The organism is Geobacter hydrogenophilus, from assembly GCF_018501225.1.
GTDB classification, from domain to species: Bacteria; Desulfobacterota; Desulfuromonadia; order Geobacterales; family Geobacteraceae; genus Geobacter; species Geobacter hydrogenophilus.
The window spans coordinates 50,053-75,514 of sequence record NZ_JAHCZI010000011.1 but is presented as its reverse complement, the minus strand read 5'-3'; the positions used below and the strand labels follow the sequence as shown (position 1 = coordinate 75,514).

At 59.4% G+C, this 25,462-nt stretch carries 26 protein-coding genes; 24 read left to right on the top strand and 2 right to left on the bottom strand.

All coding sequences use genetic code 11. The features are described from left to right. Nucleotides 1-2: 2 nt before the first annotated feature. Nucleotides 3-617: a hypothetical protein gene (locus KI811_RS14925; RefSeq protein ID WP_214187278.1), complete on the bottom strand. Its 615-nt coding sequence runs from the start codon at nt 615-617 to the stop codon at nt 3-5. A gap of 162 nt (nt 618-779) precedes the next feature. Between KI811_RS14925 and ald the strand changes: the two genes are divergently transcribed. The 23 genes from ald to KI811_RS14810 all read left to right on the top strand — a co-directional run bounded on the left by ald (nt 780) and on the right by KI811_RS14810 (nt 22,501). Next, nucleotides 780-1,877, top strand: a complete 1,098-nt coding sequence (gene ald, locus KI811_RS14920) for an alanine dehydrogenase (protein WP_214187277.1) — start codon at nt 780-782, stop codon at nt 1,875-1,877. Between the two features lie 28 nt (nt 1,878-1,905). Beyond that, nucleotides 1,906-2,139: a hypothetical protein gene (locus tag KI811_RS14915; RefSeq protein WP_214187276.1), complete on the top strand. Its 234-nt coding sequence runs from the start codon at nt 1,906-1,908 to the stop codon at nt 2,137-2,139. Nucleotides 2,140-2,198: 59 nt separating this feature from the next. Continuing rightward, entirely contained in the window at nt 2,199-3,725 is a 1,527-nt protein-coding gene (locus tag KI811_RS14910) for a hypothetical protein (RefSeq protein WP_214187275.1), read from the top strand. Between the two features lie 129 nt (nt 3,726-3,854). Further along, nucleotides 3,855-5,060 carry a 30S ribosomal protein S1 gene (rpsA, locus tag KI811_RS14905; protein ID WP_214187274.1) on the top strand — a complete coding sequence of 402 codons (1,206 nt, stop codon included), beginning with the start codon at nt 3,855-3,857 and terminating at the stop codon, nt 5,058-5,060. After that, nucleotides 5,061-5,546: a transcription elongation factor GreB gene (gene greB, locus KI811_RS14900; protein ID WP_214187273.1), complete on the top strand. Its 486-nt coding sequence runs from the start codon at nt 5,061-5,063 to the stop codon at nt 5,544-5,546. 103 nt (nt 5,547-5,649) lie between these two features. Then, nucleotides 5,650-6,723, top strand: a complete 1,074-nt coding sequence (locus tag KI811_RS14895; protein WP_214187272.1) for a mannose-1-phosphate guanylyltransferase — start codon at nt 5,650-5,652, stop codon at nt 6,721-6,723. Continuing rightward, nucleotides 6,723-8,741, top strand: coding sequence for a monovalent cation:proton antiporter family protein (locus tag KI811_RS14890; RefSeq protein WP_214187271.1), 2,019 nt, complete (start codon nt 6,723-6,725; stop codon nt 8,739-8,741). Before KI811_RS14895 ends, KI811_RS14890 begins: the two co-directional genes overlap by 1 nt. A gap of 26 nt (nt 8,742-8,767) precedes the next feature. Then, on the top strand, nt 8,768-9,238 hold the full coding sequence (locus KI811_RS14885; RefSeq protein WP_214187270.1) for a flavodoxin family protein: 471 nt from the start codon (nt 8,768-8,770) through the stop codon (nt 9,236-9,238). After that, nucleotides 9,238-9,846: an HD domain-containing protein gene (locus KI811_RS14880; RefSeq protein ID WP_214187269.1), complete on the top strand. Its 609-nt coding sequence runs from the start codon at nt 9,238-9,240 to the stop codon at nt 9,844-9,846. The genes KI811_RS14885 and KI811_RS14880 overlap by 1 nt, the downstream gene beginning before the upstream one ends. Before the next feature lie 10 nt (nt 9,847-9,856). After that, nucleotides 9,857-10,195 (top strand): DUF2845 domain-containing protein, encoded by a 339-nt coding sequence (locus tag KI811_RS14875; protein ID WP_214187268.1) that lies wholly within the window; start codon nt 9,857-9,859, stop codon nt 10,193-10,195. A gap of 63 nt (nt 10,196-10,258) precedes the next feature. Beyond that, the gene (gene msrP, locus KI811_RS14870) at nt 10,259-11,239 is read left to right on the top strand and encodes a protein-methionine-sulfoxide reductase catalytic subunit MsrP (RefSeq protein WP_214187267.1); all 981 of its coding nucleotides are present in this window, start codon (nt 10,259-10,261) and stop codon (nt 11,237-11,239) included. Between the two features lie 22 nt (nt 11,240-11,261). Then, the gene (hoxE, locus tag KI811_RS14865) at nt 11,262-11,840 is read left to right on the top strand and encodes a bidirectional hydrogenase complex protein HoxE (RefSeq protein ID WP_214187266.1); all 579 of its coding nucleotides are present in this window, start codon (nt 11,262-11,264) and stop codon (nt 11,838-11,840) included. After that, nucleotides 11,837-13,546 carry a (2Fe-2S) ferredoxin domain-containing protein gene (locus KI811_RS14860; RefSeq protein WP_214187265.1) on the top strand — a complete coding sequence of 570 codons (1,710 nt, stop codon included), beginning with the start codon at nt 11,837-11,839 and terminating at the stop codon, nt 13,544-13,546. Before hoxE ends, KI811_RS14860 begins: the two co-directional genes overlap by 4 nt. Continuing rightward, a complete protein-coding gene (gene hoxU, locus KI811_RS14855; protein WP_214187264.1) occupies nt 13,546-14,262 on the top strand; it encodes a bidirectional hydrogenase complex protein HoxU in 717 nt (238 codons plus the stop codon). The genes KI811_RS14860 and hoxU overlap by 1 nt, the downstream gene beginning before the upstream one ends. A gap of 42 nt (nt 14,263-14,304) precedes the next feature. Next, nucleotides 14,305-14,847, top strand: coding sequence for an NADH-quinone oxidoreductase subunit B family protein (locus KI811_RS14850; RefSeq protein WP_214187263.1), 543 nt, complete (start codon nt 14,305-14,307; stop codon nt 14,845-14,847). Between the two features lie 154 nt (nt 14,848-15,001). Then, nucleotides 15,002-16,432: a Ni/Fe hydrogenase subunit alpha gene (locus KI811_RS18930; protein ID WP_214187262.1), complete on the top strand. Its 1,431-nt coding sequence runs from the start codon at nt 15,002-15,004 to the stop codon at nt 16,430-16,432. Nucleotides 16,433-16,610: 178 nt separating this feature from the next. Continuing rightward, nucleotides 16,611-17,117 (top strand): hypothetical protein, encoded by a 507-nt coding sequence (locus KI811_RS14840; RefSeq protein WP_214187261.1) that lies wholly within the window; start codon nt 16,611-16,613, stop codon nt 17,115-17,117. Between the two features lie 123 nt (nt 17,118-17,240). Next, on the top strand, nt 17,241-18,221 hold the full coding sequence (locus KI811_RS14835; RefSeq protein ID WP_214187260.1) for a hypothetical protein: 981 nt from the start codon (nt 17,241-17,243) through the stop codon (nt 18,219-18,221). A gap of 93 nt (nt 18,222-18,314) precedes the next feature. Further along, nucleotides 18,315-19,553, top strand: a complete 1,239-nt coding sequence (locus KI811_RS14830) for an ATP-binding protein (RefSeq protein WP_214187259.1) — start codon at nt 18,315-18,317, stop codon at nt 19,551-19,553. Nucleotides 19,554-19,634: 81 nt separating this feature from the next. Further along, nucleotides 19,635-20,453, top strand: a complete 819-nt coding sequence (locus KI811_RS14825; protein WP_214187258.1) for a GIY-YIG nuclease family protein — start codon at nt 19,635-19,637, stop codon at nt 20,451-20,453. Nucleotides 20,454-20,518: 65 nt separating this feature from the next. Continuing rightward, on the top strand, nt 20,519-21,325 hold the full coding sequence (locus tag KI811_RS14820) for a hypothetical protein (RefSeq protein ID WP_214187257.1): 807 nt from the start codon (nt 20,519-20,521) through the stop codon (nt 21,323-21,325). Between the two features lie 120 nt (nt 21,326-21,445). Beyond that, on the top strand, nt 21,446-22,078 hold the full coding sequence (locus KI811_RS14815) for a hypothetical protein (RefSeq protein ID WP_214187256.1): 633 nt from the start codon (nt 21,446-21,448) through the stop codon (nt 22,076-22,078). A gap of 75 nt (nt 22,079-22,153) precedes the next feature. Continuing rightward, nucleotides 22,154-22,501: an NTF2 fold immunity protein gene (locus KI811_RS14810; RefSeq protein ID WP_214187255.1), complete on the top strand. Its 348-nt coding sequence runs from the start codon at nt 22,154-22,156 to the stop codon at nt 22,499-22,501. A gap of 109 nt (nt 22,502-22,610) precedes the next feature. Here KI811_RS14810 and sfsA read toward each other — a convergent pair whose 3' ends face one another. Next, a complete protein-coding gene (sfsA, locus tag KI811_RS14805) occupies nt 22,611-23,309 on the bottom strand; it encodes a DNA/RNA nuclease SfsA (RefSeq protein ID WP_214187254.1) in 699 nt (232 codons plus the stop codon). 232 nt (nt 23,310-23,541) lie between these two features. Here sfsA and KI811_RS14800 point away from each other — a divergent pair, with 232 nt between their 5' ends. Further along, entirely contained in the window at nt 23,542-25,458 is a 1,917-nt protein-coding gene (locus KI811_RS14800) for a phage tail sheath C-terminal domain-containing protein (protein WP_214187253.1), read from the top strand. The last annotated feature ends 4 nt before the right edge of the window (nt 25,459-25,462 follow it).

Here is a 25,462-nt window from a genome sequence, read left to right as displayed (position 1 = left end):
GGCTATCTTCCCCCCTTCGTGCCGTTTTTGCCGTTGTTCCGTTCGAATTCGGCCCTCAGCCGTTCCAGCCCCTTGCGGAAGCTCTCGGCGTCGCCGAACTCGAAGAAGCGGTTGTAGCGTGCGTGGGGGGCCAGGATGCGCCGGGCGTGCTTGATGGGGCACCAGTACTGCTCCGTGCGGGCCGCCACCTCTCGCAGGTAGGCGGCAAGGCCGTTGGCGTACGAGCAGTAGAAGCAGTTGAACTTTTCGATCACGTTCAGGTAGGGGAGGTCTTCACGGTCGAAGACTAGGTAGTCGCGGCGGCGCACCTTGGGGATGCCGTAGATGGGAAAGCATACTGCCTGGTAGGTGGTGACGAAAAAGTCGAGGAGGAGAAACGGGATAAAGCCCGCGTAGATCACCGGTGCGCTCAGGAGGGCCAGGGGTTGGGCTTCGGCGATGTAGCGGAGCGCCCCCGTCTTGAGCCGCCGCTGCTGTTCCACCACCTCCCGGGCGAAGCGGACCCGTTTCTCCTCGATGATGAGATGGAACTCCTCACGTTTTTTTTCGAATTCGGTTTCAAGTTCTTCTTCGAGGGCCTTGATCCGTTCGATGAGCTCGTTGATCCGATAGTCCATGGGGGCTCCTTTGGGGCTTGAAGGTGTTGTTATACCCGAAACGGCCCCGCTTGTCGCGCGGATTTACCCGAACCCTGCGGTTACTCGGTGGACGACGATGTCCGGACGGGTATACTTGCATTTAATGCATCAATCCTAATGCCATGCGCGGGGGGAAGCACCATGATCGTCGGAGTGCCGCGGGAGATAAAGACCCACGAGTACCGGGTCGGCATGACGCCGGCCGGGATTGCAGAGCTGGCGCGGGGAGGACACACGGTTCTCGTGGAAACCGGAGCAGGGGAGGGGAGCGGTTTTGCCGACGGGGAATACCTGCGGGCCGGAGCCCGGGTCTGCGGCAGGGAAGAGGTCTTCGGCCCAGCGGAGCTCCTCGTGAAGGTGAAGGAGCCGCTTCCGTCCGAGTACGGCCTGCTGAGGCAGGGTCAGGCCCTTTTCACCTACCTGCACCTGGCCCCCAACCGCCCCCTCACGGAGTTGCTCCTGGAGAAGGGGGTCACGGGAATCGGCTACGAGACCCTTGAGAAGGGAGGGACGCTGCCGCTTCTGGTCCCCATGAGCGAGGTGGCGGGCCGCATGGCGCCGCTGGTGGGAGCGTACCATCTCCAGAGGGTTCTCGGGGGGGCGGGGGTCCTTCCCACGGGGGTGCCGGGGGTATCCGCCGCCCGTGCCCTCATCCTGGGGGCCGGCGTGGTGGGGAGCGGAGCGGCGCGGGTCTGCACCGGCCTCGGCATGGAGACGGTGGTCATGAACCGGGGGATCGACCGGCTTCAGCGCCTCGACGAAATTCTGGCCGGCCGAGTCCGGACCGTGGCCTTGAACCGGGAGTCCCTGGCGGAGGAACTTTCGCGGGCAGACCTGGTGGTCGGCGCAGTGCTCGTGCCGGGGGGACGAACACCCCTTCTCATCGACCGGCCAGCCCTCGGCACCATGAAGCAGGGAGCCGTCCTCGTCGACGTCTCCATCGACCAGGGGGGATGCGCCGAAACGAGCCGCCCCACCACCCACGACGACCCGGTCTACACGGTGGACGGCGTCATTCACTATACCGTGGCGAACATGCCCGGGGCCTATCCCCGCACCTCGGCCCTGGCCCTCACCAATGCAACGCTCCCCTATGTGAAGGCCCTGGCCGAGCGGGGGATCGAAGAAGCGCTCCGGGCCGACCCGGCCCTGGCCGGCGCCCTCAATACCTGGCGCGGCGCCGTGGTCCACCGTGCCCTGGCAGAGGCGCTGGAACTGCCGTTTTCACCCTTTTCCTGAAAATGGGAATTGTGAGAGGGAGGTCGCCATGGCGAGCGGTCGAATCGAGGTGATTGCCTATGCGGGATATCGGGGCGAGGAGTGCCCTCGGGCCTTCGTGGTGGGCGGGGTGCAGGTGGATGTCATGAAGCTCCTGGACCTTTGGACGGAGGAGAACCATTTTTCGAAGCGGCGCCGGCGCTGCTTCCGGGTGAAGGGGAGCGACTGGCGGACCTACGTTATCTGCCACGACGAGACGGGCGACGAATGGTCGCTGGCGTGACAAGTTTGCGGGAGATCGCGCTCTGTTGGTTCAGGCGTAGAACACCAGGGAGGAAGAGTATGGAAAAACGACCCGTTTCGCAACTGATGCTCAATGGTGCCTGGCTGGTGAAGGCTGCCAACGGCGAGTACCTCGATGTGGAGGTGGGGAAGGACGGTGCGCCGAAACGGTTCGTGACGGTTCCCGTCAGCCGCGTGCGGCATCTGTTCCGCTTCGCGGCACCGGATGAATGGGCAAAGGGAAAACAGTGCCCGATGCTTGCCGAGCCCGTGCCCATGGAACATGCCGCCGCGGTTCGCGGCGTGAAGGGGGCGCCCCTCGCACCGGCGGTGCAGCTTCCGGTCGCGGTTGCCCATGACGGGTGCATGGGGTTTCGCCTTACCCTTCTGGCGGAAACCGCCCGCGCCATGAGATCACTTACCGTGTCACCCCTCCATGACGCCTCGCGGTCGGCAAGGGGACGCGCAATGGCAGGAGAGCTCATGGAGGGGATCGAGGAGAAGCAGCGCTTCTTCGCGATCGACATGAACACGACGGCCATTCTGCGGACGTCGAGCACCGTCGGTTTTCCCCAGTTCGAAGGAGAGGCGAAGCGCGCCTTCGATGTCATCGCCCAGCAACTCAGGTTCGATCCCCACAGCGACCGGCTCGACGAAGCGGCCCTTGATCGGCTGCACCGACCCAACGATATTTCCGAATCCGCCTGGCAGCAGGTTGGCGATCAGCTGCGGCTTGAGATCCACTACCGCTTCTTGTGCAAGTCGTATTTTGAAGCGCTGACGCACTTCGTGCAGAATGTGTTCATCGCCAATAGCGGCGTCGTGGAAACCGTCGGCGACCTGGTGAAGCTCGACAAGAACCAGGGGGTCAACCTCCTCATTCAGGGGATGTTCAGCCTGGTGGCCAAGGGGGTGGGGGCGCTGCCGTTTCCCGGCTCCGGGGTCGTGTCCGGTGCCCTCGGCGCCCTGTTCAGCTGGATGCTGCAGGACCAGGGGCCGAACGCTACCACCCTGGCAGTGGCCCTCGTCAACGCCCGCGACGGCCTCTCTGACCTCTTCAACAAACTCATCACTTCTATCCAGAAGATGCAGGGCGCTGTTTATTCCGACTGGGGCAAGCTCTCGGAGATGGGAATGGCCCTTGAGCGGGAGGACGGCTCCCGCTGTTGGCCGGAGGAAGACGGCGACCTGAGGAGGGAGGCGAGCCGGCTGATGGAAATTTCCGTCTGGAAGGATCTGGTGAAGATAAAATGGCACCACATGACATCATCAAGCGATCCCGCCTTTCTCTCCCGCTATACCGAAGCGGACAAGCAGGCCTACGAAAGCAAAAACCGGAACTACTGGGTTGAATACCGTGCCGGAACGGAGACCAACCTCTTCGGCAAGAAAACGAACGGATTTTACGTGACCTATCACTGGCTCGGGTACGGGAATATGTGGGTATGGCACCATGAGCCCGATAACGCCATGTGCGACAGGCTCTTCACAAAGCTGAAAGTCACCCGCCAGGAGGTGTTCATGGACACTTCGTGGAATCTTGGCAGGGAAACTTTCATTGTGCAGAATTACCCGGTTCCGATGTGAGCGGGAACGTTCTTCACGTCACAGCGGAGAAAAGGCTTCACAAGCTTGACTTAACGCGTTATTTCGATTAGTTTGTACTATTCGCAACTTTTTACCAACTGTTGCCATTTCACGACGGAGTCATAGAACATGGACATGGACGAGAAAGACGTAGTTGAAACCGAAGAGGAGAGCTTTGCCGAGCTTTTCGAGAAAAGCAATAGCGAGACCCAGCGCCTGCGCCCAGGCTCTAAGGTGGAGGGGAAGATCCTCAAGATAGGCGCCGAGTGGGTTTTCATCGATATCGGCAAGAAGGGCGAAGGGGTCATGGAGCGCAAGGAGCTCCAGGACGCCGATGGCAACCTGACCGTTGCCGAGGGTGACACCATCACCGCCTGGTTCACGGGAAGCGTGCGCAACGAGATGCGGTTCACCACCAAGATGGCGGGGGGCGCCGCTGCCAATGCCCAGCTTGAGGAGGCCTATCGCTCCGGCATTCCCGTTGAAGGGTTCGTTGCCAAGGAGATCAAGGGTGGCTTCGAGGTGAAGATCGGCGGCAGCACCCGCGCCTTCTGCCCCTTCTCCCAGATTTCGCTCCGCCGCGCCGAGAATCCGGCCGAGTTCGTGGGAAAGCACCTCCTCTTCAAGGTCACCGAGTATAGCGAGCGGGGCCGCAACATCGTCCTTTCCCACCGCCAGATCCTCGAGGAGGAGCAGCGGGTCAAGCGGGAGGCCCTCAAGGAGACCCTCAAAGAGGGAATGACCGTCACCGGCGCCGTGACCCGGCTGGCCGACTTCGGTGCCTTCGTGGACCTGGGCGGGGTCGATGGCCTCATCCCCGTTTCCGAGGTGGGGTGGACCCGCGTGAAGCACGTCCGCGACGTCCTTTCCGTGGGCGAGCAGGTGAGCGTGGTCATCAAGAAGATCGACTGGGAAGCCGGCAAGATTTCCCTCAGCCTCAAGGATACCCTGGCCGATCCCTGGACCACCGTGGCCGAGCAGTTCCCCGAAGGGTCCTACCACACCGGCACCGTGGCGCGCCTTGCGGCCTTCGGCGCCTTTGTGACCCTCGCTCCCGGCATCGACGGGCTGATCCACATCTCCAAGCTCGGCAAGGGGAAGCGGATCAATCACCCGAGCGATGTGCTGAAAGAGGGTGAGACCGTCGAAGTGAAGGTGGACGGTGTCGATCGTGAAGCCCGCCGCCTCTCCCTGGCCCTTGCCGAAGTGAGCCGTGCCGCCGAAGAGGAGGAGAAGAGCGTCGCCTCCTTCCGCCAGCAGGCCGCGTCTCCTGCCAAGGAGTCCATGGGCTCCTTCGGCGACCTCCTCAAGGCCAAGATCGAAGAGAAGGGGTAGGTGGCGAAACAGTCCAACTACATCACCCCCGAGGGGGCGAAAAAACTCCGCGACGAGCTTACCTGGCTCTGGAAGGAGGAACGCCCCCGCGTCACCCAGGGCGTTTCCGACGCCGCCGCCGAGGGGGACCGTTCGGAAAACGCCGAGTATATCTACGGCAAGAAGCGGCTGCGGGAGATCGACCGCCGCATCCGCTTCCTTACCCAGCGCCTCGACCACCTCACCGTGGTCGAGGATCCGCCTCCCGCCAACGGCAAGGTCTTCTTCGGCGCCTGGATCCGGCTCGAAACCGAGGAGGGTGACGAGGTGGTCTACCGCGTCGTCGGCCCCGACGAGACCGACGCGTCCAAGGGATTCATCAGTATCGACTCACCCATGGGGAAAGCGCTCCTGGGCCGCAGCGAGGGGGACGAGGTCCCTGTTCGCCGGCCGGCCGGGGAAGCGGTCTTCACGGTGCTTGAAGTCGCCTACCAACCAATTTCTTGAAGAATCAGAAATCAGACTCCAGGAGTCGGAATTCAGAATGAGAAGAAGCCTTGCTCCTGAATTCTGACTCCTGACTACTGACTCCTTGAACCGGAGGTTCCCCATGTACGTCGTCATCCTCGCCGGCGGCTCCGGCACCCGTTTCTGGCCCCTGTCCCGCAAGCTCCACCCCAAACAGCTCATGTCGGTCTTCGGCGGCAAGTCGATGCTCCAGCGGACCGCGGAACGGGTCCTTCCCCTTAACCCCAAGCGCATCCTCGTGATCACCAACCACCTCCAGGCCGAGGAAACCCGGCGCCAGCTGGAGTATCTGCGGGGTGTCCGGATCGAGGTGATCGAGGAGCCCCAGGGACGCAACACGGCCCCCGCCATCTGCCTCGCCGCCACCCTCATTGCCCGCCACGACCCCGAAGCGGTGATGGCGGTGCTCCCCGCTGACCATTTCATCCGTGACGAGGATGCATTCTGCTCCACCATCCAGAAGGGGAGGGAGGCGGCCCTGAACGGCTACCTGGTCACCCTGGGAATCGCCCCTGACCGCCCCGAAACCGGTTACGGCTACATCGAGGCCGAGACGTCGCTGCGGGGTGACGGGCCCTACCCGGTAAAGAGGTTCGTGGAAAAGCCCGACCGGGAGCGGGCCCTGGAGTTCCTTGCCGCCGGTACCTTCTTCTGGAACAGCGGCATGTTCCTCTGGCGCACCGACGTGATCCTCGACCAGATGGAAGCCCACATGCCGGAGCTCTCTCGGGCCTTTGCCGGCATAACCTTTTCCCCCGACATCTGGGAACCGGCTGACCTGGCCCCCCAGATCGAGGCGGTCTACGCCATGGTCAAGGGGGAGTCCATCGACTACGGCGTCATGGAGAAGGCCGATAACGTGGCCATGATCCCGGCATCCTTCGGGTGGAGCGACGTTGGGAGCTGGAGCGCGCTTCCCGAGGTGATGGAGCCCGACGCGGCCGGCAACGTGGTCATCGGCGCGCCGGAGACGGTCATCGCCGATGCCGCCGGCTGCATCCTCCGTGGCGAGAAGCTCATGGCACTGGTCGGGGTTCGGGATCTCGTGGTGGTCGATACCCCCGACGCCCTTCTTGTCTGCGCCAGGGACAGGGCCCAGGACGTGAAGAAGGTGGTGGAAGAGATGGAGCGGCGCGGCTTGAAGCGCTACCTCTGATGAGTTACGAAGTCCTCAAAGATCTGGAGATCCTGTTCGGCCTGGCCGTGTTCACGGTGGTGCTCCTGCGCCGATTCATGCTCCCCTCCATCATCGGCTTTCTCGCCACTGGCATCCTGGCCGGCCCTTACGCCCTCGGGCTCATCGAGGATACCCACCAGGTGGAGCAGATGGCCGAGATCGGGGTGGTGCTCCTCCTCTTTACCATCGGCATCGAGTTCTCCCTCAAGGAGCTGATGCGGATCAAGCATCTGGTCTTCTGGGGCGGCGGGATGCAGGTGGGGGTCACCATTCTCATCGTGGCCGCCCTGGCTGTCGCCTTCGGCTCGACGCTCCCCCAAGCCACCTTCTACGGCTTCCTGGTGGCCCTTTCCAGTACCGCCATCCTCATGAAGCTCCTCATGGACAGCGGGGAGATGGACACCCCCCACGGCAAGATGGCCCTGGGCATCCTGATTTTCCAGGACCTCTGCGTGGTGCCGCTCATGCTCTTCACCCCCTTCCTGGCCGGGGCCGGCAATGGCTGGACGGGAATCCTCCTCGTGTCGGCCAAGGCGGTGGGCGTGGTGGTGATCGCCCACTACGGCTCCCGCTTCGCGGTTCCCTGGCTCTTCGAGCAGGTAGTCAAGAGCCGCAGCCGCGAGCTCTTCATCCTGACCATCATCTTTATCGGCTTCGGTACCGCCTGGCTCACGGCCCAGGTGGGGCTCTCCCTTGCCCTCGGGGCATTCATCGCCGGCCTCGCCATTTCCGAATCGGAGTACAGCCACCAGGCCCTGGGGGACATCATCCCGTTCCGCGACGCCTTCATGAGCCTCTTCTTCATCTCCGTCGGGATGCTCCTCGATCCCTCGGTCATCCTGAAGCAGCCGCTCCTGGTGGGCTCTCTCGTTGTGACCATCCTGGTGGTCAAGTTCCTGGTCACAGGCGGGGCTGCCGTGGCCCTGGGAGTTCCCGCCCGCGTCGGCATCGTTACGGGGCTTGCCCTGGCCCAGATCGGCGAATTCTCTTTCATCCTCTGCCAGACAGGCGTTCAGCACGGCCTGCTCTCCAAGGAGCACTATCAGGTCTTTCTGGCTGCTTCAGTGGCCACCATGGCCCTCACCCCGCTCTGTCTGAAGATGGGTGCCCCGGTGGCCGCGTGGCTGGTGCGGATTCTGCCTGCTCCACTGACGCGGGGAAGAGGAGTCCTGCGCGGGAAGGAGAAGAAGGTCTCCCTTTCGGACCATGTGATCGTGGTCGGCTTCGGGGTCAACGGCAAGAACCTCTCCCGGGTGCTGAAGGCACAAAAGATTCGCCATGTTATCATCGAGACCAACCCCTTCACGGTATCCGCCGAGAAGAGCAAGGGAACCCGCATCATGTTCGGCGACGCCTCGCGGCCCGAGGTCCTGACCCATGCCGCCGTGGAGCATGCCCGCATCATCGTCATCGCCATTTCCGACGCCGCCGCCAGCCGCCGCGTCGTGGCCCAGGCGCGGCAGATGAGCCCGACGATCCATATCATCGTCCGGACCCGCTACATTGCCGAGATGGAACCCCTGTACAGGATAGGGGCCAACGAGGTGATCCCCGAAGAGTTCGAGACCTCCATCGAGATATTCTCCCGGGTCCTGCGCAATTTCCTCGTCCCCCACGACCAGATCGACTACTGCGTTGCCGATATCCGACGGGATTCCTACGACATGTTCCGCACCATGAGCCGCCGCCACAGTCACGCCGTCGGCATCGCCGGCTACCTGACCGGCGCCGAGATCGGGAGCTTCCGGGTCAAGAAGGGGGCGCCCCTGGAGGGGGAGAGCCTCCGCCAGGGCACGCTGCGGAGCCGCTCGGGCGCAACGCTCCTGGTCATCAAGCGGGGTGACGAAGTGACCCCCAACCCCGATCCGGTCTGGGTGCTGCAGGAGGGGGACATCGTGCTGCTTCTCGGCACGCCGGAACAGTTGGCTGCCGCGGCGCGGCTCTTCGAGGCGCCGACGGTCCCCTCGAAGGGGGCAGCGGCTTTGGGCGCCCACTGACACACCATAACCAACAGGAGGAAACCATGAAGAAAGTTCTCGTAACCTACTACTCCCGCAGCGGCAATACCGAGAAGATGGCGCGGATGATCGCCGACGGCCTCGCCACGAAGGATGTGGCTGTTGACCTCAAGAAGGTGGAAGAGGTTGACATCGACACACTCACTTCCTACGACGGCTTCATCATCGGCTCCCCCAACTACTTCGGCACCATGGCGTGGCCGGTGAAGAAGTTCGTGGACGAGAGCGTCAAGTACTTCAAGAAGCTGGACGGCAAGGCGGCGGCCGCCTTCACCTCCGAGGGGATGATCGGCGGTGGCGGCGACACGGTGGTCCTCGATATCCTCAAGGCATTCCTGATCCACGGTTGCGTCGTCCAGGGGCTCACCTCGGCCGGCCACTACGGTCCCGTGGCCGTGGGGGCTCCCGACGGGCGGATCGCCGACGAGGTCGGCGTCTTGGTGGATAAGTTCGCGGCGCTCGTGAACAGGATCTGATGACCGCCGGGGGGGTCCATAACGGCAGCGGAGGGATGGAATCCGCCCGCCACTGCCGGGAGTTGGTCGAGCGGTGGCTTGCCGACGGGAGCTTCGATGCGCGGCTCCCGCAAGTGGCCCGCCTGCGCGGCGTTCTCCAGCCCGAGCAGTACCACGCCGAGGGGGACGCCTGGACCCACACCATGCTCGCCATGGACGCCGTCCCCGACGACGCCGACCCCCGCGTCTTCTGGGGGGTGCTCCTCCACGATATCGGAAAGGCCGAAACCACCGCCTTCATCAAGGGACGGTGGCGCTCCTGGGGACATGCGGAAGCCGGGGCCGGGGAGGTGTCTGCCATCATGACGCGGCTCGGCCTTTCTCATATTGCTGCCGATGTGACCTGGCTCGTCAAGCATCACACCTTCCACTTCTCCTGGAATCTGACTCCCGGCGCACGGCTTTCGCCCAAGCAGCGCCGGTTCATGGAGCATCCCCTCTTTCCGCTCCTTCTGGAGGTCTGCGACGCCGACGCCGCCGGCTCCCGGGGAGGGAGCGACAAGGGGGTGAAGATCGGGCAGCTGGCCGACATGTACGCCGACGTCACCAAAGGGTGGGCGGATCTTTAGGAGGTAAGCCATGAACGGGAAAGCGGGAATCATCGGCACCATCCTGTTGGCACTGGTGCCGTGGGGTGCCGGCGCCACCGAAACCGGAACCATGATCTGCAAGGGAGGGATCGTTTCTATTGGCGACGCCATCCCCGAGGTGCTGCAGAAATGCGGCCCCCCCGCCTTCTCCTCCCAGCGGGAGCAGGTGGAAGTCGGCGGCAGCGTAAAGCCCGGCGTCAGCCGCACCTACGTGAAAGTCACGGTGGACGACTGGACCTACAACTTCGGACCCAATGAGTTCATGTACCGGGTTATCTTCGAGAACGGCAACGTGGCGAGGATTGAGAGCCTGGAGTGGGGATACTGATAAGGCTGAATGAAGTTGTTTTTGCCGGAGCTCGTGGTTTACTTCTGAAGTGGAGGTTTGCCCATGGCACGAAGCAACCGTTTTACCCTCCCTTCATCGGAAATCACCCCAGAAGCTGCCTTCTTCAGCCGCCGGGCTTTCCTCAAGGCCCTCGGTTTCGCCGGCCTCAATGCCTGGCCCCTGCTGAACGCCTGCACCAACTTCGCCGCTGAAAAGCGCGAACTGGGCGGTACCCTGGTGAACCTCAAGACCCTTACTGCCCGGAAGAACGACCGTTACTCACTCGACCGCCCCCTCACCGACCGTGTGGAGGCGGCGAAGTACAACAACTTCTACGAGTTCACCTCCGGCAAGGATGTCTGGCGGTCCGTGGAGCGGTTCGTCACCCGCCCCTGGCAGGTGGCGGTGACCGGTATGGTGAAAAAGCCCCGGGTCTTCGATATCGACGAGCTGATCCGGACTATGCCGCTGGAGGAGCGGACCTATCGCCACCGTTGCGTGGAGGCGTGGGCCATGGCGGTCCCCTGGACCGGTTTACCCCTGGCGGAGTTGGTGAAGCGGGTGGAGCCCCTTTCCGGCGCCACCCACATCCGCTTTCTCTCCTTTCTCTGCAAGGACCAGGCTCCGAATCAGGGGGGGCTCTTCACCACCGAGCTTTGGCCCTACCACGAGGGGCTCACCCTTGCCGAGGCCACCAACGAGCTGGCGCTCCTTGCGGTGGGGGTCTACGGGAAGGAGCTGCCGAAGCAGCACGGAGCTCCCATCCGCCTCGTCACGCCGTGGAAGTACGGCTTCAAGGGGATCAAGTCCATCGTGGAGATCAGTTTCACCGACCGGCAGCCCCCCACTTTCTGGAGTTCCCTCGGTCCCGACGAGTACGGTTTCTGGGCCAACGTGAACCCCGAAGTGGACCACCCCCGCTGGTCCCAGAAGAGCGAACGGATGCTCGGCACCGGCGAGCGGCGCCCCTCGGTGATCTTTAACGGCTACGGCGACTACGTTGCCCACCTCTACCGTCCGCCGCGGCTGGAGTATTTCTATTGAGCAGCACTTGAGAGAAACCATCGTGCGCAATCCTGAAAGCAAACATCCCGCCGGCATCCCGTCCGAACTGGCATCCGATCCCCGTTTCCAGGCGGTGGAGCGGACCATCAAGCAGTTCCAGTGCCGGGCCGATGCCCTCATCGAGGTGCTCCACGTGGCCCAGGAGGCCTTCGGCTATCTGAGCGACGAGCTCATGGCCCATGTGGCCCGGCAGCTGAAGATCCCCTTCAGTCAGGTCTACGGGGTCGCCACCTTCTACCATTTCTTCTCCCTGGAACCCCGTGGCGCCCATACCTGCGTCGTCTGCACCGGCACCGCCTGCTACGTGAAACGCTCCGCCGAGATCGTTACGCGCCTTGAGCAGGAATTCGACGTGAAGGCCGGCAAGACCACCGATGACGGCAGCCTTACCCTTTCCACGGTCCGGTGCCTCGGCACCTGTGGCCAGGCGCCGGTCATGGTTCTTGACGGGGAGACGATGGGGCAATGCACCCCTGATTCGGCCGCGGCCGCGGTTACGGTCCTCCTGGAGAGCGGCCGGGTGCCGTCCACCGATGATGGCCGGTCGCGGCGCAATCGGGGAGGGGGGAACATCCCATGAACAGGGCCGATCTCAGGCATATGGCCGAGGCGGAACGGGAGCGGCAGGAGCGGCTCCGTTGCCGGATCATGGTCTGTGCCGGCACCCCCTGTCTGACTGCCGGGGCGCTGTCGATTCTCGATTCCCTGCGGGAGGCCCTGGACGAGAGCCGCCTCGCTGTCGAGATCGAGGCGGTGGCTTGCGGGTGCATGGGGCCGTGCAGCAGGGGACCCCTCGTCAAGGTCCGTCAGCAGGGGAAGAAGGAGATCATTTTCGAGCGGGTCACCCCCGATCTGGCCCGGCAGATCCTCTTTTCCCTCGTCAAGGGGCGTCGGCCGCCGACGGTTTCGGCCCTGCCGCACGATTTCCCGTTCCTGGCCCGGCAGATGAAGGTGGTGCTGGCCAACAGCGGCTCCATCGATCCCGAGAGGGTCGAGGAATACGTGGCCGCCGGGGGGTACGGGGCCCTGGCCCATGCCCTCCACGAGATGACCCCCGAGGATGTCTGCCGCGAGGTGTCCGTATCGGGCCTCCGGGGGAGGGGAGGGGGCGGTTACCCCACCGGCGTGAAGTGGAACCTGGCCCGCAAGGCCCCCGGCGAGCGGAAGTACGTGGTGGCCAACGGCGACGAGGGGGATCCCGGCGCTTACATGGACCGCTCCGTCATGGAGTCGGACCCCCACCGGATACTGGAGGGGATGGCCCTGGCCGGCTACGCCATCGGCGCGGAGCAGGGGTTCATCTACGTGCGGGGCGAGTACTCCCTGGCGGGGAGGCGCCTGGAGGCGGCCATCCGGGCCGCGGAGCGCACGGGGCTCCTGGGGAGCCGGGTCCTGGGGAGCAATTTCAACTTCCGGATCGACATCCGCACCGGCGCGGGCGCCTTCGTCTGCGGCGAGGAAACGTCGCTCATGGCATCCATCATGGGAAGGCGGGGCCAGCCGCGGCAGCGCCCCCCCTATCCGGCCCAGCGGGGGCTCTGGGGATGCCCCACCCTCATCAACAACGTGGAGACCCTTGCCACCGTTCCGGCAATCATCGGGAAGGGGGGGAAGTGGTACGCGGGGATCGGCTCGGCCGCAAGCAAGGGGACCAAGGTCTACGCCCTTGCCGGCCAGGTGGCGATCGCGGGGCTCATCGAGGTTCCCATGGGAACGACCCTGCGGGAGGTGGTCTTCGCCATCGGCGGGGGGATTCCCGGTGGGAAGCGCTTCAAGGCGGCCCAGTCGGGGGGGCCGTCGGGAGGGTGCATCCCGGCCGGGGAGCTGGACACCCCCCTCGACTACGAGAGCATGCAGCGGATCGGCACCATCATGGGGTCGGGGGGGCTCATCATCATGGACGAGACGAGCTGCATGCCCGACGTGGCCTCCTTTTTCCTGGACTTCTGCCGGGACGAGAGCTGCGGCAAGTGCTCCCCCTGCCGGGTCGGCACCGTGGAGATGCACCGGCTGCTGCGGCGGATCACGGGGGGGGCCGCCACCATGGACGACCTGGCGAAGCTGGAGGAACTCTGCGAGCTGGTGGGGGCCGCAAGCCTCTGCGGTCTCGGCATGACCGCCCCCAACCCGGTCTTGAGTACGCTTCGCTACTTCCGGGACGAGTACGTGGAACACATCAGCCGGCACCGTTGCGCGGCCGGCGTCTGCTCCATGGCCGAAGTGCCCGCCGGCCCCGAGCAGGAGGCGCTGGTGCACGCCACGGGTGTTGCCGGGGAGGAGGCGTGATGTCGGTCGTGACCCTGACCATCGACGACGAACTGGTGAGCGGCCGGCACGGTGAGACGCTTCTCCAGGTGATCCGCGAGCACGGCATGGAGCTTCCCACCCTCTGCCACATGGAGGGGCTTTCCGAGCGGGGAGGGTGCCGGCTCTGCATCGTGGAGGTGGAGGGGAGCCTTCGCCCCGTACCGGCCTGCAGCACTGTCGCCCAGGAGGGGATGGTGGTCCGGACCGCCACCGACCGGCTCATCCGCTACCGCCGCATGATCGTGGAACTCCTCTTTGCCGAGCGCAACCACTACTGCGCCGTCTGCGTCTCCGCCGGGAACTGCGAGCTCCAGACGGTGGCAGCCACTCTGGGGGTCGACCATGTCCGCTACGAGTACCTCTCCCCCCGGCTCACCATGGACCTCTCCCACGAGCGGTTCGGCATCGACCACAACCGCTGCATCCTCTGCACCCGCTGCGTGAGGGTCTGCGACGAGGTGGAGGGGGTCCACACCTGGGATGTCTCATGCCGTGGTGTCAGGAGCCGGGTCATCGCCGACCTGAACCATCCCTGGGGAAGGAGCGAAACCTGCACCAGCTGCGGCAAGTGCGTCCAGGTCTGCCCCACCGGCGCCCTCTTTGCCAAAGGGGCAGCCGTTGGCGAGATGGTGAAGGATGCCGGCATGCTCACGCGGGTTATCGAGGGGCGGGACAAGAAGGGATGGAACGAATGACGGCCATCATCGACCCGAAGGGGCGTAGCGAGGGGAGCGGCAATGGGTAGGAAGGGAAGGATCCGGTTCGCCACGGTCTGGCTCGGTGGCTGCTCGGGGTGCCACATGAGTTTCCTCGACCTGGACGAGCGCCTCGTGGAACTGGCCGGCCTGGCCGACATGGTCTACGGCCCCTTCATGGATGCGAAGGAATTCCCCCGAAAGGTGGACGTGACCCTCGTGGAGGGGGCGGTCACCAATCGGGCCAACCTGGCCATGGCCTTGATGCTGCGGGAACGGAGCCGCATTGTCGTGAGCCTGGGCGACTGCGCCGTTACCGGCAACGTGACGAGCCTGCGGAACCAGTTCCCGGTGGCCGACGTTCTGGCAACCTTCCTGAGCTGCGGGGAAGGGAGCGTTCCCGCCATGGATTACGATGCCGTGCCGGAGCTTCTCCCCCGGGCGCTTCCCCTCCATCAGGTGATTGCGGTGGACGGGTTTCTCCCCGGCTGTCCCCCGGAACCGGAGAGGATCTGGACCGCCATCGGGTGCCTCCTGCGGGGGGAGCCGGTGGAGTTGGGGCCGGAGCAGTTGACGTTCGGGTAGGAGCACTATTACTGCACCAAAGGCAAGGTAGGCCCGTCGTTGCCCCCTCACCCCAGCCCTCTCCCCATGGGAGAGGGGGCATATTTTACCATCGCCCTTCGGGAGAGGGTTGCCGAAGGCCGGGTGAGGGGACAAAGAGGAGTAGATTCAGACCGTGACAAAGACCATTACCATAGACCCCGTCACCCGTGTCGAGGGGCATGCCACCATCACTATCCGGCTCGACGACGCCGGCTCCGTGGCGGACGCCCGGCTCCACGTCACCGAGTTCCGGGGCTTCGAGGCCTTCTGCGCGGGGCGGAGCATCTGGGAGATGCCCGGCATAACGGCCCGCATCTGCGGCATCTGCCCCATCAGCCACTCCATCGCCTCCGCCCGGGCCGGCGACGCCATCCTCGGAGTGGATATTCCCCCTGCCGCAGCGCAGCTTCGGCGCATCGCCAACCTGGCCTCCCTCATCCAGAGCCACGCCCTCAGCTTTTTCCATCTCTGTGCCGCCGATCTTCTTCTGGGGATGGACCACGACCCGGCCCGCCGCAGCCTCTGGGGGCTCCTGGAGAGCCGCCCCGACGTGGCCCGCAACGGCATCCGCCTGCGGCAGATCGGCCAGCAGATCGTGAGCCTCCTGGCGGGTGAGAGGGTCCACCCCTCATGGGCCGTCCCCGGTGGGGTGCGGGAGCCCCTTGACGCCGAGCGTCGCCGGAAGGTCGCCGAACTCCTCCCCGAGGGAGTTGCCATCATCCGCTCGTCTTTCGAGCTGATCGACGAGATCTACGGACGCCATGGCGCCGAGGTCGGCACCTACGGCGATTTCCCCTCCCTCTTCGCCGGCCTTGCGGGGGAAGACGGAGGACTCGAGCATTACGACGGCATGCTCCGCTTCACCGACAGCTCCGGCGCCGTGGTGGAGGAGATTCCTCCCGACCACTACGACCTCGCCATCGGCGAGAGGAGCGAACCGTGGAGCTACATGAAGTTCCCCTTCTACCGCAACCATGCCGGGCGTGAGGGGGGAGGGATGTTCCGGGTGGGGCCCCTGGCACGCCTCAACCTCTGCGAACGGGCCGGCACCCCCGAGGCTGACCGGGAGCTGCAGACATTCCGGCAGCTGCGGGGCGCGGGAGGGGTGGTCACCGGCAGCTTCCACTACCACCATGCCCGGCTCATCGAGATCCTCCACGCCCTCGAGCGGATCGGCGAGATCCTGGACGATCCGGCCATTCTTGACCGCCACATCCGGAGCGAGGCGGGAATCAACCGCCTGCATGGCGTCGGCTTCTGCGAGGCCCCCCGGGGGACCCTTTTCCACGACTACGAGGTGGACGACGACGGCCTCATCCGGCGGCTCAATCTCCTGATTGCCACCGGGCAGAACAATCTCGCCATGAACCGGACCATCCTTCAGGTGGCCAAGTTGTACATCAAGGGGGGGAAAGTGAATGAAGGGATTCTGAACCGGATCGAGCACGGCATCCGGGCCTACGACCCCTGCCTCTCCTGCGCCACCCACGTCTACGGCAGAATGCCGTTCCAGATGCTTCTGCTGGCGCCGAATGGGACGGTGGTGGATGAGATAGCGAGCTAGAGCTGGCGGCTTGAAGCGAGTCCCAGAGGAATTCAAGAGGCTGTAAGTCTCCATGCTACGAAGCGGCGAGCCGCTGCTCAACGCCGTTGAGGCGTAGGAGCAGACAGGCACGCCGCTTCGCGGCGAAATGTTTATTCCAGCCTTTAAACCCCTGCCTTAGCTCCCTCCGACGGATTCAGTGAATGTACCGGTGTCTTGCGGTGAACCAACGGCTGGACACGGACGGCGCAAAGCGCCGCCGGTCAGCCTCACCCCGTTGATCAAGAAAGAAGAAAGACAAATGGACGACGAGACAAAAGAATTTAATACCTCGACGGGCTTAAAGGTAGTTCTTGCTGCGCTGTTCTTGTTTTCCATTATCCTTGCGTTCCCACCCTACACCGGCCGTCACGCTACAGTGTTGATGCTTCCGATCATTTTACCGATGTTCTGGTATTTCCTCCTAATCACAGCCTATAAAGTCGAAGTTACAGGCAGAGGAAGCGTGTCATTCTGGTCTGTCACTAAGCGGAGGAAGATCGCAGCAACTGACATTTCTGAAATAAGAGATGGATTAATTGTCATAAAAATTGTTACGAGTACAGGAGCTATTCGAGTCACTAACCTTATTAATAATCCAGAGTCGCTGACATCCGAGTTGGTGAAATTAAACCCGCATATCGTCAGCAAAGCCTACAGCAGATAAAGCAAATGCCCAACAAAGTCGGTGGACACCGACCGCCCGAAAAAGCTGGGCGGGCGGGTCACAGCCTACGCCGTTGGGCACGACTATAACTAATCTCAGATCGGACACTACTCGGAGGTTTATATGAATTCATTTATTTATTATCCACATTTTGAAGTCCAGGATACCGAGTGGCTTAAATTTGCTCTCCTATACCTTCCAAAAATAGAAACAATAGTGCCATATGAAGGGCAAAACCAAATTTCCGACCTGTCTAAGAAAATTCAAGCAGAGACAAATTTTATAGAATTTAGAGAGCCGGATTATAAAAAGGGAATTAAAGCATCAGTTGATGCAGCACACCAAATAGAGAGGATATTGCGAAACCCAGAACTATATCGCGAAGTTTTCAACGACGCTGATATAGCGTCTCGATGGCAAGGAGTCGGTAATCAAAATTACACTCTTTACCGTGGTAAATTCACGTCTGAATTTCTGGAATTTTGTAAAAAACATAGTATTTGCCATGAGGTTGACAAAGGCATGGCCGTCAATAGAGGTTTAGCGTTTTTGTATATGACCCTACTGGCGAATGCTATAGCTGGCAGTGATAAAAAGGGTGTCATAACTGACAGCAAAGAGTATCACCTTCTTCCTATGATACTTCAAACAGCTAAACCCACTGATGACACATTTGAATTAGCAAACGCAGTGTTTAACCTTAAATTGCCTCGTAACCTTTGCAACATTTCAATAGATTCAATTATCAAGCTGAGGAAAAACGACAGTTATTCACAGAACCTTTCTTCGTTTCATGATGAAATAGAGAAGTTTCTGTCTTGTGTCGAAACAGGAACGAGCCCTGAAGCCTTTATGTCATCTCTAAGTATACGGTTTAAAGACATTTCAGATGAAATTCTTAAACTTGGCACAGGTGTCTCCCTAATAGGGCTGTCCGTTTGGGCTTTGGCCAATGATCCAACTCTTCTTGGCTACTTAAAGGATGTAGCTGGTCCCGCACTGTCTTTCTCCATTGATTCACTTATTAACATTCGAGGGACAAAGAAAAGTATTGAGCAAAAACTGCGGACGAGAAAGCTATTAGCATCATTTTCAAGTATTTAGCTTGAAAAGTAGCCCAACCTGGCGGCGGCACACAGACGCTGACGCGCCGGTGCGCCTCACCACCGTTGTATCAAATAATGATTTGGAGGGAAAATGCCAAAAGTAAACCCATTCAAGCCAAATGATCCGGTGCCAACTGCTATGTTTGCGGGAAGGTATGACGAGCTAATCGCTCTAGAAAAAGGTCTTTATCAGACAAAACATGGTCAAAATAGTAATTTTTTAATTACTGGAGAAAGAGGGATCGGTAAGTCATCACTATTGATGTACTTAAAATATGTATCTTCTGGGGATATTGAAACCCTTGAACACGGTAAGTTCAATTTTGTAACAATTCCAGTTGTTATATCAGATAAAACTGATTTGACTACGTTTATAAAATTGATAGAGAAAAATATATCGAGGGAATTAGGCAAAATAGAAAAGGTTAGAAGTTTTGTGGCTGATACTTGGTCTTTTGTTCAAAGATTAAAGATCATGGACTCTGGTATCGATAAATCTGAATCAAATTCAGAAATAGACCTTATTATTGATGATTTTGCCTATTCTGTTTCAGAAACGTGCAAAAGAATAACTAACCCTGAAAAAGGTGAAAAGATAAAGGATGGCATAGTATTCCTCATCGATGAGGCAGATAACGCTTGCCCAACTTTGCGATTAGGATATTTCTTTAAGGTAGTTACAGAATTATTACAGCACAACTCATGCAACAATGTCATGTTTGTAGTTTCTGGACTTCCTGATGTAGTTGATAAATTAATAGCATCGCATGAATCTTCGGTTAGAATATTTAGTCAGCTAAAAATAAAAGAACTAAATGAAGATGACAGGAAATATGTTATTGACAAGGGGCTTGACCAAGCAAACAGATTAAATTCAGTATCAACTACCATAACTAATTCAGCCAAGGTCTATATATCACAGTTATCAGAAGGGTACCCCCATTTTATTCAGCAATTTGCTTATTCTGCATTTGATCAAGATAGCAATAATGAAATAACAAATGAAGATGTTATAGAAGGCGCCTTTAAGAAAGGTGGAGCAATTGATGCTATTGGAGATAGATATTATGTTAGTGCTTTTCGTGACAAGATAAAATCAGACGAGTATCGTCAAGTATTAAGCATTATGGCAGATAAAATGAATGCTTGGATAAAAAAGAGCGAAATAAGAGAAAAGTTCACGGGTGATGAAATAACCTTAAACAACGCTCTTCAAGCTTTGACAACGAGAAAAATTATTTTGAAAAATCCTTCTAAAATCGGAGAATATCGACTTCAACAAAGGGGATTTGCTCTATGGATAAAATTATTCGGAGACCGTAAAAAATGATACAACCAGCGGCGACAGCAGTCTCCGCTGACGCTCCGCTGCTGGCGCCTTAAGGCGTTATGCAGCAAAAGGAGATGCGAAATGATAATGAAGCTGGTCGATTTTTTGGAGGCTTGCGGCCTGCCCATCAACCGTGGCAGCTACAAAGTGCATTTAGCAACCGACCCAAGTGGTACCGATTCTCCTCTTGACGCCTTTTTTGCAGGAAGATTCAAAGCGTGGCAAGAACATCAAACGAAGAGAAACTTTCAATGCTCAATGGTTATATCCCTCATCGAAGTCAGAAAAAATAGGTGGCTATTTGCAGGAATCTACAAGGTTTTGGGCAACAAGAAAGTAAAGGAAAAGCATTATCAATACGCGACGGAGCTGCTGGATGGCCAGGAGAATCTCATTGGCAGGATAGTTGTTAACCATAAAAGGACTAGTCGCCAGTCATATCTTTTGGGCAAGAAAGATGGCGGCGAGTTTCACGTTTCGGAAATAAGAGAGAAACGATTAACTATTGAAGAGTTCCCTGGGTTTAACTCAGTTGCCGTGCCATACAACAAACTGAAAACGATAGTAAAACAAAAAGTGGATACTTGGTACGGAGCTCTCTGTAACGTCAAAGGTGTATACTTGATAACTGATACTAAAGCGGGAGACCACTACGTTGGCAGTGCAGTAGGAGGTAGTGGTATTTGGCAAAGATGGTGTGATTATGTTGACACCGGGCATGGTGGCAATAAGCTCCTAACAAGACTTTTGAAGCGAGAAGGTCCTGAATATAAAAAGAATTTTCAATATTCAATTCTAGAAATTGCAGATTCACATGCATCAGATGAGTACATAAGGGGAAGGGAATCTCACTGGAAAAACGTGTTGAAGTCCAAGGGTTTTGGGTTAAACGCGAATTGAGCATAACCAGCGGCGATAGCGGTTTCCGCTGGCGCCTTGAGACGTTGGATGAAAAGGAGAAGAACATGTCTGAACATCCAGATGAAAAACTTAAGAAGCTTGTAAACTCTTCAGGTTTTCCTCTTCAGATAGCAATTAGTCATCATATTTATGCAACTTGGCAGACAGCCGGCTGGAAAGTCATCTTGAATGAGCACCCTTGGCAACATCCTGAATCTGGTGACAGTGGTTTCATTGATTTAGTGGTAGAGGACTACCATAAAACACAGGTAATGGTAGTGGAGTGCAAGAGGGTACGTGATACAGAATGGATATTTCTCATTCCAAAAGAGAACCCAAACCCGAGGGCTCACGTTAATACGTGGTTCACGTACACCCAAAATGGAGCAACTAAACAATTCTCGTGGGTGAACTTAACATCAGACCCAGGCTCTTGCGAGTCTGAATTCTGTATTGTACATGGGCAAGACCCCAAAGCGAAACCAATGCTGGAAAGAACCGCTGCTGAACTGATTGACTCCACCGAGGCATTGGCATTTGAGGAGCTCAGCATCAAAAAAAGTGAATCGGAGTTCTTGCGGATTTATACAAACGTGATCGTAACCACCGCAAACCTAAAGATCTGTAAGTTCAATCCTGAAGACATCAGCCTTTCAAACGGAGAAATATCAACGACGAAGTTTGAAAGTGTCCCTTGGATCCGCTTCAGAAAAAGCCTAACACCCCGACCTGCAAAGCTTAAGGGCGTAACAACAGTGACAGAAGTTGCAAAAGCGAATGAACGAACCGTTTTTGTTGTGAACTCAGAAAACTTTTTAACGTTCTTGAAGGAATGGGAGCTTGGTAAGATACCTATCAGCATGTACCAGTGATAAGGTTATGAATTTTTGCGCACTTACCGCACTTGCTCTGAAATCCATCGGGTGGTGCGGCCATGCCGCACACCCTCAGCCCCGTTGGCAGAAAATAGAATCAATAGAATCGAGAGCTTTATGAGTTATGACGAACGAGACGCGGCATTTGATGAAATGTACGAGCAGATCGGACGTGAGCTGTATCCGGATCATAAAGTACAAGCTATTAATGAGTTTACGGCAGAACGGCTACGTTCTTTTTACATATCGAATCCAAGAGTGATGCGACCAGCAGTAGACGCGCTTCAGGAAGGAAAGCTGCTTTTCAATAGCAGTCATCATTCTGCGGCAGTCGTGTTCTTTGTGACAGCAATTGAGTTACTACTTAAAGCCACAGTGCTTAAACCAGTTGTTCACGGTCTCATTCACATCGAAGGCCTCGCAAATATCGTTGTGCAACAAACCCTCGGTCAGACAGGCTTTGAGCGCTACGAAAAATTACTTTCACAGCTGTACTCTGAACTAGCCGGAATCGAGTTAAAGTCAATTGAACGAAATGGATCAAAGGAGAAATTGCTTGCTGAGTGCAAATCGCTCCAAGAACTACGGAATAAGATCATCCACCAAGGTGCCACTTGCGGTCCAGAGCAGGCAAAGCTTGGTCTTAATGTCTCCGTTGCAGTTTATGAACTCATAGTTAGACCAATGCTGTTCAAGCTTGGCCTCACAGTGATCGAAGAGGGAGTAATTCAGCCACGCAGCAATATGTAGCTGTCAACCACTCGACGGCAGACGGGCTACGCTAACGCTTCGCCGCTGCGCCTCAGCCCCGTTATGAGGAGAAAAATGAATAAAAGAAGAAAAGCGATAATAACCTTTTTAATGCTGTCCCTGCTGATGGCGCTGACTGTGCCGGCTGGCGTGTTGCAGGCCGAAGAGGGAACAAAGCATAATTACAAACCTGCAAACGGGTATGTTCCTGACAGAGAGACTGCTATTGCAATTGCCGTTGCTGTCTGGAACCCAATTTATGGAAAAGAAAACATCGAAAAAAAGAAACCATTTAAAGCAACTCTCAAGGAGGGAATCTGGTATGTGACAGGTTCCCTTCCTTTTGGACGGGTGGGCGGAGTGCCGGAAGCTGAGATTTCAAAGGACGATGGTCGTATTCTGAGGATAAGCCACGGGAAGTAGATACTCATAACACATCGGGTGCCGCTGTTTCCGCTACGATCCACAGCAGACCCTCAAACCGTCGAAAAACTCAGGGCGCCGGACGGGACGGTGGTGGATGAAATAACCTCTACAGAATAACCGGCAGCCGCCCGGTGAGCCGGATCTCCTCCGGCGTCACGAGGGCACGGTAGGCGAGGGCCTCCACGCCGCTCGCCACGGCCAGTCGAAGCAGCCGCCCGTATTCCGGGTCGATGGCGTCGGCCGGCGCCACCCCGTCGCCATCCCCTCGTTGCACCACGAAGAAGATCACTCCCCGATCACCCCGCCGCACCATCTCCATCAACTCCCGCAAATGCTTCTGCCCCCGCTCCGTCACGGCGTCGGGAAAGAGAGCCCGCCCTCCTTCCACCAGGGTCACGTTCTTCACCTCCACCCAGCAGCGTCCCGGCTCCCCTTCCAGGAGGAGGTCGATCCGGCTCCTCTCCTCGCCGTAGCGCACCTCGGGCCGGATGCTCCCATATCCCTGAAGCTCCGTGACGGTTCCGCCCTCGATGGCCTCCCGCACCAGGCGGTTCGGGAGCCCCGTATTGATGCCGGCCCAGAAGCCGTCGGCCATGACCAGTTCCCAGGTGTAGGCCAGCTTGCGGGCCGGGTTTGTGCTCTTGGAGAGCCAGACCTGGCTGCCGGGGAGGTTGCATCCCTTCATGCTTCCCGAGTTGGGGCAGTGGGCGGTGACAATGGTGCCGTCGGCCAGTTGCACGTCGGCCAGGAAGCGCTGGTAGCGGCGGATAAGGGTGCCGGGGTAGAGGGGGGTGGGTAGTCGCATGAAGAGGGTGTAGCATGGCGTGTCGCGGCAGGGCAAGGTGAAAGGTGAGGAAAGGAAAATGACGGTGGATTTATTGACAGGGGGTAAAACTCTGTTATCTAGTTTAAAACAATACGGAATCACTGGGCTTTTTCTTTTCACTTTCCGATGTCGTTTCCCGCGATAAAACCACGATGCCAGAAGCAGTTACACAGATTGCCGTACGTACATTCTGACGAAAGGAGTTCAGACGATGCCTACGTATCTTCACCCGGGTGTGTATGTGGAGGAGATCCCGAGCGGTTCCCGGCCCATCGAAGGGGTCGGGACGTCCACCGCGGCGTTTGTCGGCTACACCACGAAGGGTCCGGTGGCCGAACCGACGCTTTTGTTCAAGTGGAGCGACTACGAGGAGCAGTTCGGCGGTATCCGCGATCTGGGGAAATCGGCCACGGGCGACCCCATGGGGTTCGCGGTCTACAGCTTTTTCCAGAACGGGGGGACCGCAGCCTACATCGTGCGGGCCATCACGGAAGGGAGCGCCGACACGGCCGAGGGGTTCCTGGTGAATCCCGGCGATGCCACCCGGATCATCCGCTTCACCGCGGCAAACCCGGGGGAGTGGGGGAGTGAACTCCGGATCAGGTTCGAGGCCAAGGCGGACGCCCCCGGCTTCTACACCCTGCGGGTCGGCGTCATGGACGGGACCGAGTTCAAGGAGCGGGAGCGGTTCAACGACCTGACCGTGGCCGACGACGGCGCCCCCGACTTCATCGAGAGCAAGGTGAATGACGCCTCGACGCTGATCAACGTGGAGATGCAGGACATCAGCCAGTACCTCCTAGGGTTGAGCATCAGCCAGGACCTGGCGGCCGTTGCCGATTTCAGCGTCCTGAACGATCTGACCATGACCGTCACCGTGGACGGCACCGCCCGGACAGTGACCTTTGGCGCCACTGACTTCAGCGCCACGAGCACCCTTGCCGACGTGGCCGGGAGCATCCAGACCCTGGTGCGAGGCGCTGTGGTGGCTAATCCCGCGGTGCGCGACTTCACCTGCGCCGTGGATGGAAAGCAGCTCGTCCTCACCTCCGGCACCCGCCTTACCACCTCGTCGGTGGTGGTGACCGGGCCGGGGGATGCCACCGACGCCTCCAAAATCCTTCTCCTGGGGCTGGCTAACGACGGCACCGAGCGGACCGGCCAGCAATCCCTCAACGCCCTCCTGTCGGGGATCGCCGGCCAGGTCTCCCTCGCCGGGGGGACCAACGGCAGCGAGCCCGACAAGAACGCCTACGACGCGATCTTCGCCGCCTTCGAGAAGGTGCGCGACATCAGCATCCTCAGTCTGCCGGGCCAGGCCTGGGATTCCACCACCGAGCAGTCGATCATCGACGCCGCCGTGGCCCATGCCGAGAAGATGAGGAGCCGCATGGTCATCATCGATCCCCCCGAGGGGACCGAGCTCAGGACCGAGAAGGCGGTCAACGACCTGGGGTTCAAGCCCAAGACCTACTCGGTGGTCTACTACCCCTGGGCCAAGGTGGCCAACCCCTTCTACAACGCCGAGAGGAACCCCGGCGTCCCCTCGACGCTTCTCGTGGCCCCCAGCGGCTTCGCCGCCGGCATGTGGGCCAAGATCGACGGCCGCCGCGGCGTCTGGAAGGCCCCGGCCGGGGTCGAGACGTCGCTCCTCGGCGTGGCCGGCCTCCAGTATCCGGTGGAGGACGGGGAGCAGGATTCCCTCAACCCCCTCGGCGTCAACTGCCTCCGGAAGATGCCCGGCTTCGGGCCGGTCATCTGGGGGAGCCGTACCCTGGCCACCAAGGCCGACCCCGAATGGCGCTACGTCCCGATCCGCCGCACCGCCATCATGATCGAGCAGAGCATCTACAACGGCATCCAGTGGGCGGTCTTCGAGCCCAACAACCACAACCTCTGGGCCTCGCTGCGGGCCAACATCGGCTCGTTCATGGACGGGCTCTTCCGGGCCGGCGCCTTCCAGGGGGAAAAGGCCAACGATGCCTACTTCGTCCGCTGCGGCCTTGGGGACACCATGACCCAGGGAGACATCGACCGGGGCCAGGTGATCGTCATCGTCGGCTTCGCCCCCCTGAAGCCGGCCGAGTTCGTCATTGTCCGGATTCAGCAGAAGGTTGCTGAACAATAGCCTG

Bases quoted from the DNA above. Each gene is read 5' to 3' on its own strand.
- KI811_RS14915 (WP_214187276.1), top strand. From the start codon at position 1,906: ATGGCGAGCGGTCGAATCGAGGTGATTGCCTATGCGGGATATCGGGGC.
- KI811_RS14885 (WP_214187270.1), top strand. From the start codon at position 8,768: ATGAAGAAAGTTCTCGTAACCTACTACTCCCGCAGCGGCAATACCGAG.
- KI811_RS14880 (WP_214187269.1), top strand. From the start codon at position 9,238: ATGACCGCCGGGGGGGTCCATAACGGCAGCGGAGGGATGGAATCCGCC.
- msrP (WP_214187267.1), top strand. From the start codon at position 10,259: ATGGCACGAAGCAACCGTTTTACCCTCCCTTCATCGGAAATCACCCCA.
- KI811_RS14825 (WP_214187258.1), top strand. From the start codon at position 19,635: ATGATAATGAAGCTGGTCGATTTTTTGGAGGCTTGCGGCCTGCCCATC.
- KI811_RS14925 (WP_214187278.1), bottom strand. From the start codon at position 617: ATGGACTATCGGATCAACGAGCTCATCGAACGGATCAAGGCCCTCGAA.
- KI811_RS14895 (WP_214187272.1), top strand. From the start codon at position 5,650: ATGTACGTCGTCATCCTCGCCGGCGGCTCCGGCACCCGTTTCTGGCCC.
- hoxU (WP_214187264.1), top strand. From the start codon at position 13,546: ATGTCGGTCGTGACCCTGACCATCGACGACGAACTGGTGAGCGGCCGG.
- KI811_RS14890 (WP_214187271.1), top strand. From the start codon at position 6,723: ATGAGTTACGAAGTCCTCAAAGATCTGGAGATCCTGTTCGGCCTGGCC.
- KI811_RS14830 (WP_214187259.1), top strand. From the start codon at position 18,315: ATGCCAAAAGTAAACCCATTCAAGCCAAATGATCCGGTGCCAACTGCT.
- KI811_RS14800 (WP_214187253.1), top strand. From the start codon at position 23,542: ATGCCTACGTATCTTCACCCGGGTGTGTATGTGGAGGAGATCCCGAGC.
- KI811_RS14820 (WP_214187257.1), top strand. From the start codon at position 20,519: ATGTCTGAACATCCAGATGAAAAACTTAAGAAGCTTGTAAACTCTTCA.
- KI811_RS14910 (WP_214187275.1), top strand. From the start codon at position 2,199: ATGGAAAAACGACCCGTTTCGCAACTGATGCTCAATGGTGCCTGGCTG.
- KI811_RS14810 (WP_214187255.1), top strand. From the start codon at position 22,154: ATGAATAAAAGAAGAAAAGCGATAATAACCTTTTTAATGCTGTCCCTG.
- rpsA (WP_214187274.1), top strand. From the start codon at position 3,855: ATGGACATGGACGAGAAAGACGTAGTTGAAACCGAAGAGGAGAGCTTT.
- KI811_RS14850 (WP_214187263.1), top strand. From the start codon at position 14,305: ATGGGTAGGAAGGGAAGGATCCGGTTCGCCACGGTCTGGCTCGGTGGC.
- ald (WP_214187277.1), top strand. From the start codon at position 780: ATGATCGTCGGAGTGCCGCGGGAGATAAAGACCCACGAGTACCGGGTC.
- KI811_RS14835 (WP_214187260.1), top strand. From the start codon at position 17,241: ATGAATTCATTTATTTATTATCCACATTTTGAAGTCCAGGATACCGAG.
- KI811_RS14875 (WP_214187268.1), top strand. From the start codon at position 9,857: ATGAACGGGAAAGCGGGAATCATCGGCACCATCCTGTTGGCACTGGTG.
- sfsA (WP_214187254.1), bottom strand. From the start codon at position 23,309: ATGCGACTACCCACCCCCCTCTACCCCGGCACCCTTATCCGCCGCTAC.
- KI811_RS14815 (WP_214187256.1), top strand. From the start codon at position 21,446: ATGAGTTATGACGAACGAGACGCGGCATTTGATGAAATGTACGAGCAG.
- KI811_RS14860 (WP_214187265.1), top strand. From the start codon at position 11,837: ATGAACAGGGCCGATCTCAGGCATATGGCCGAGGCGGAACGGGAGCGG.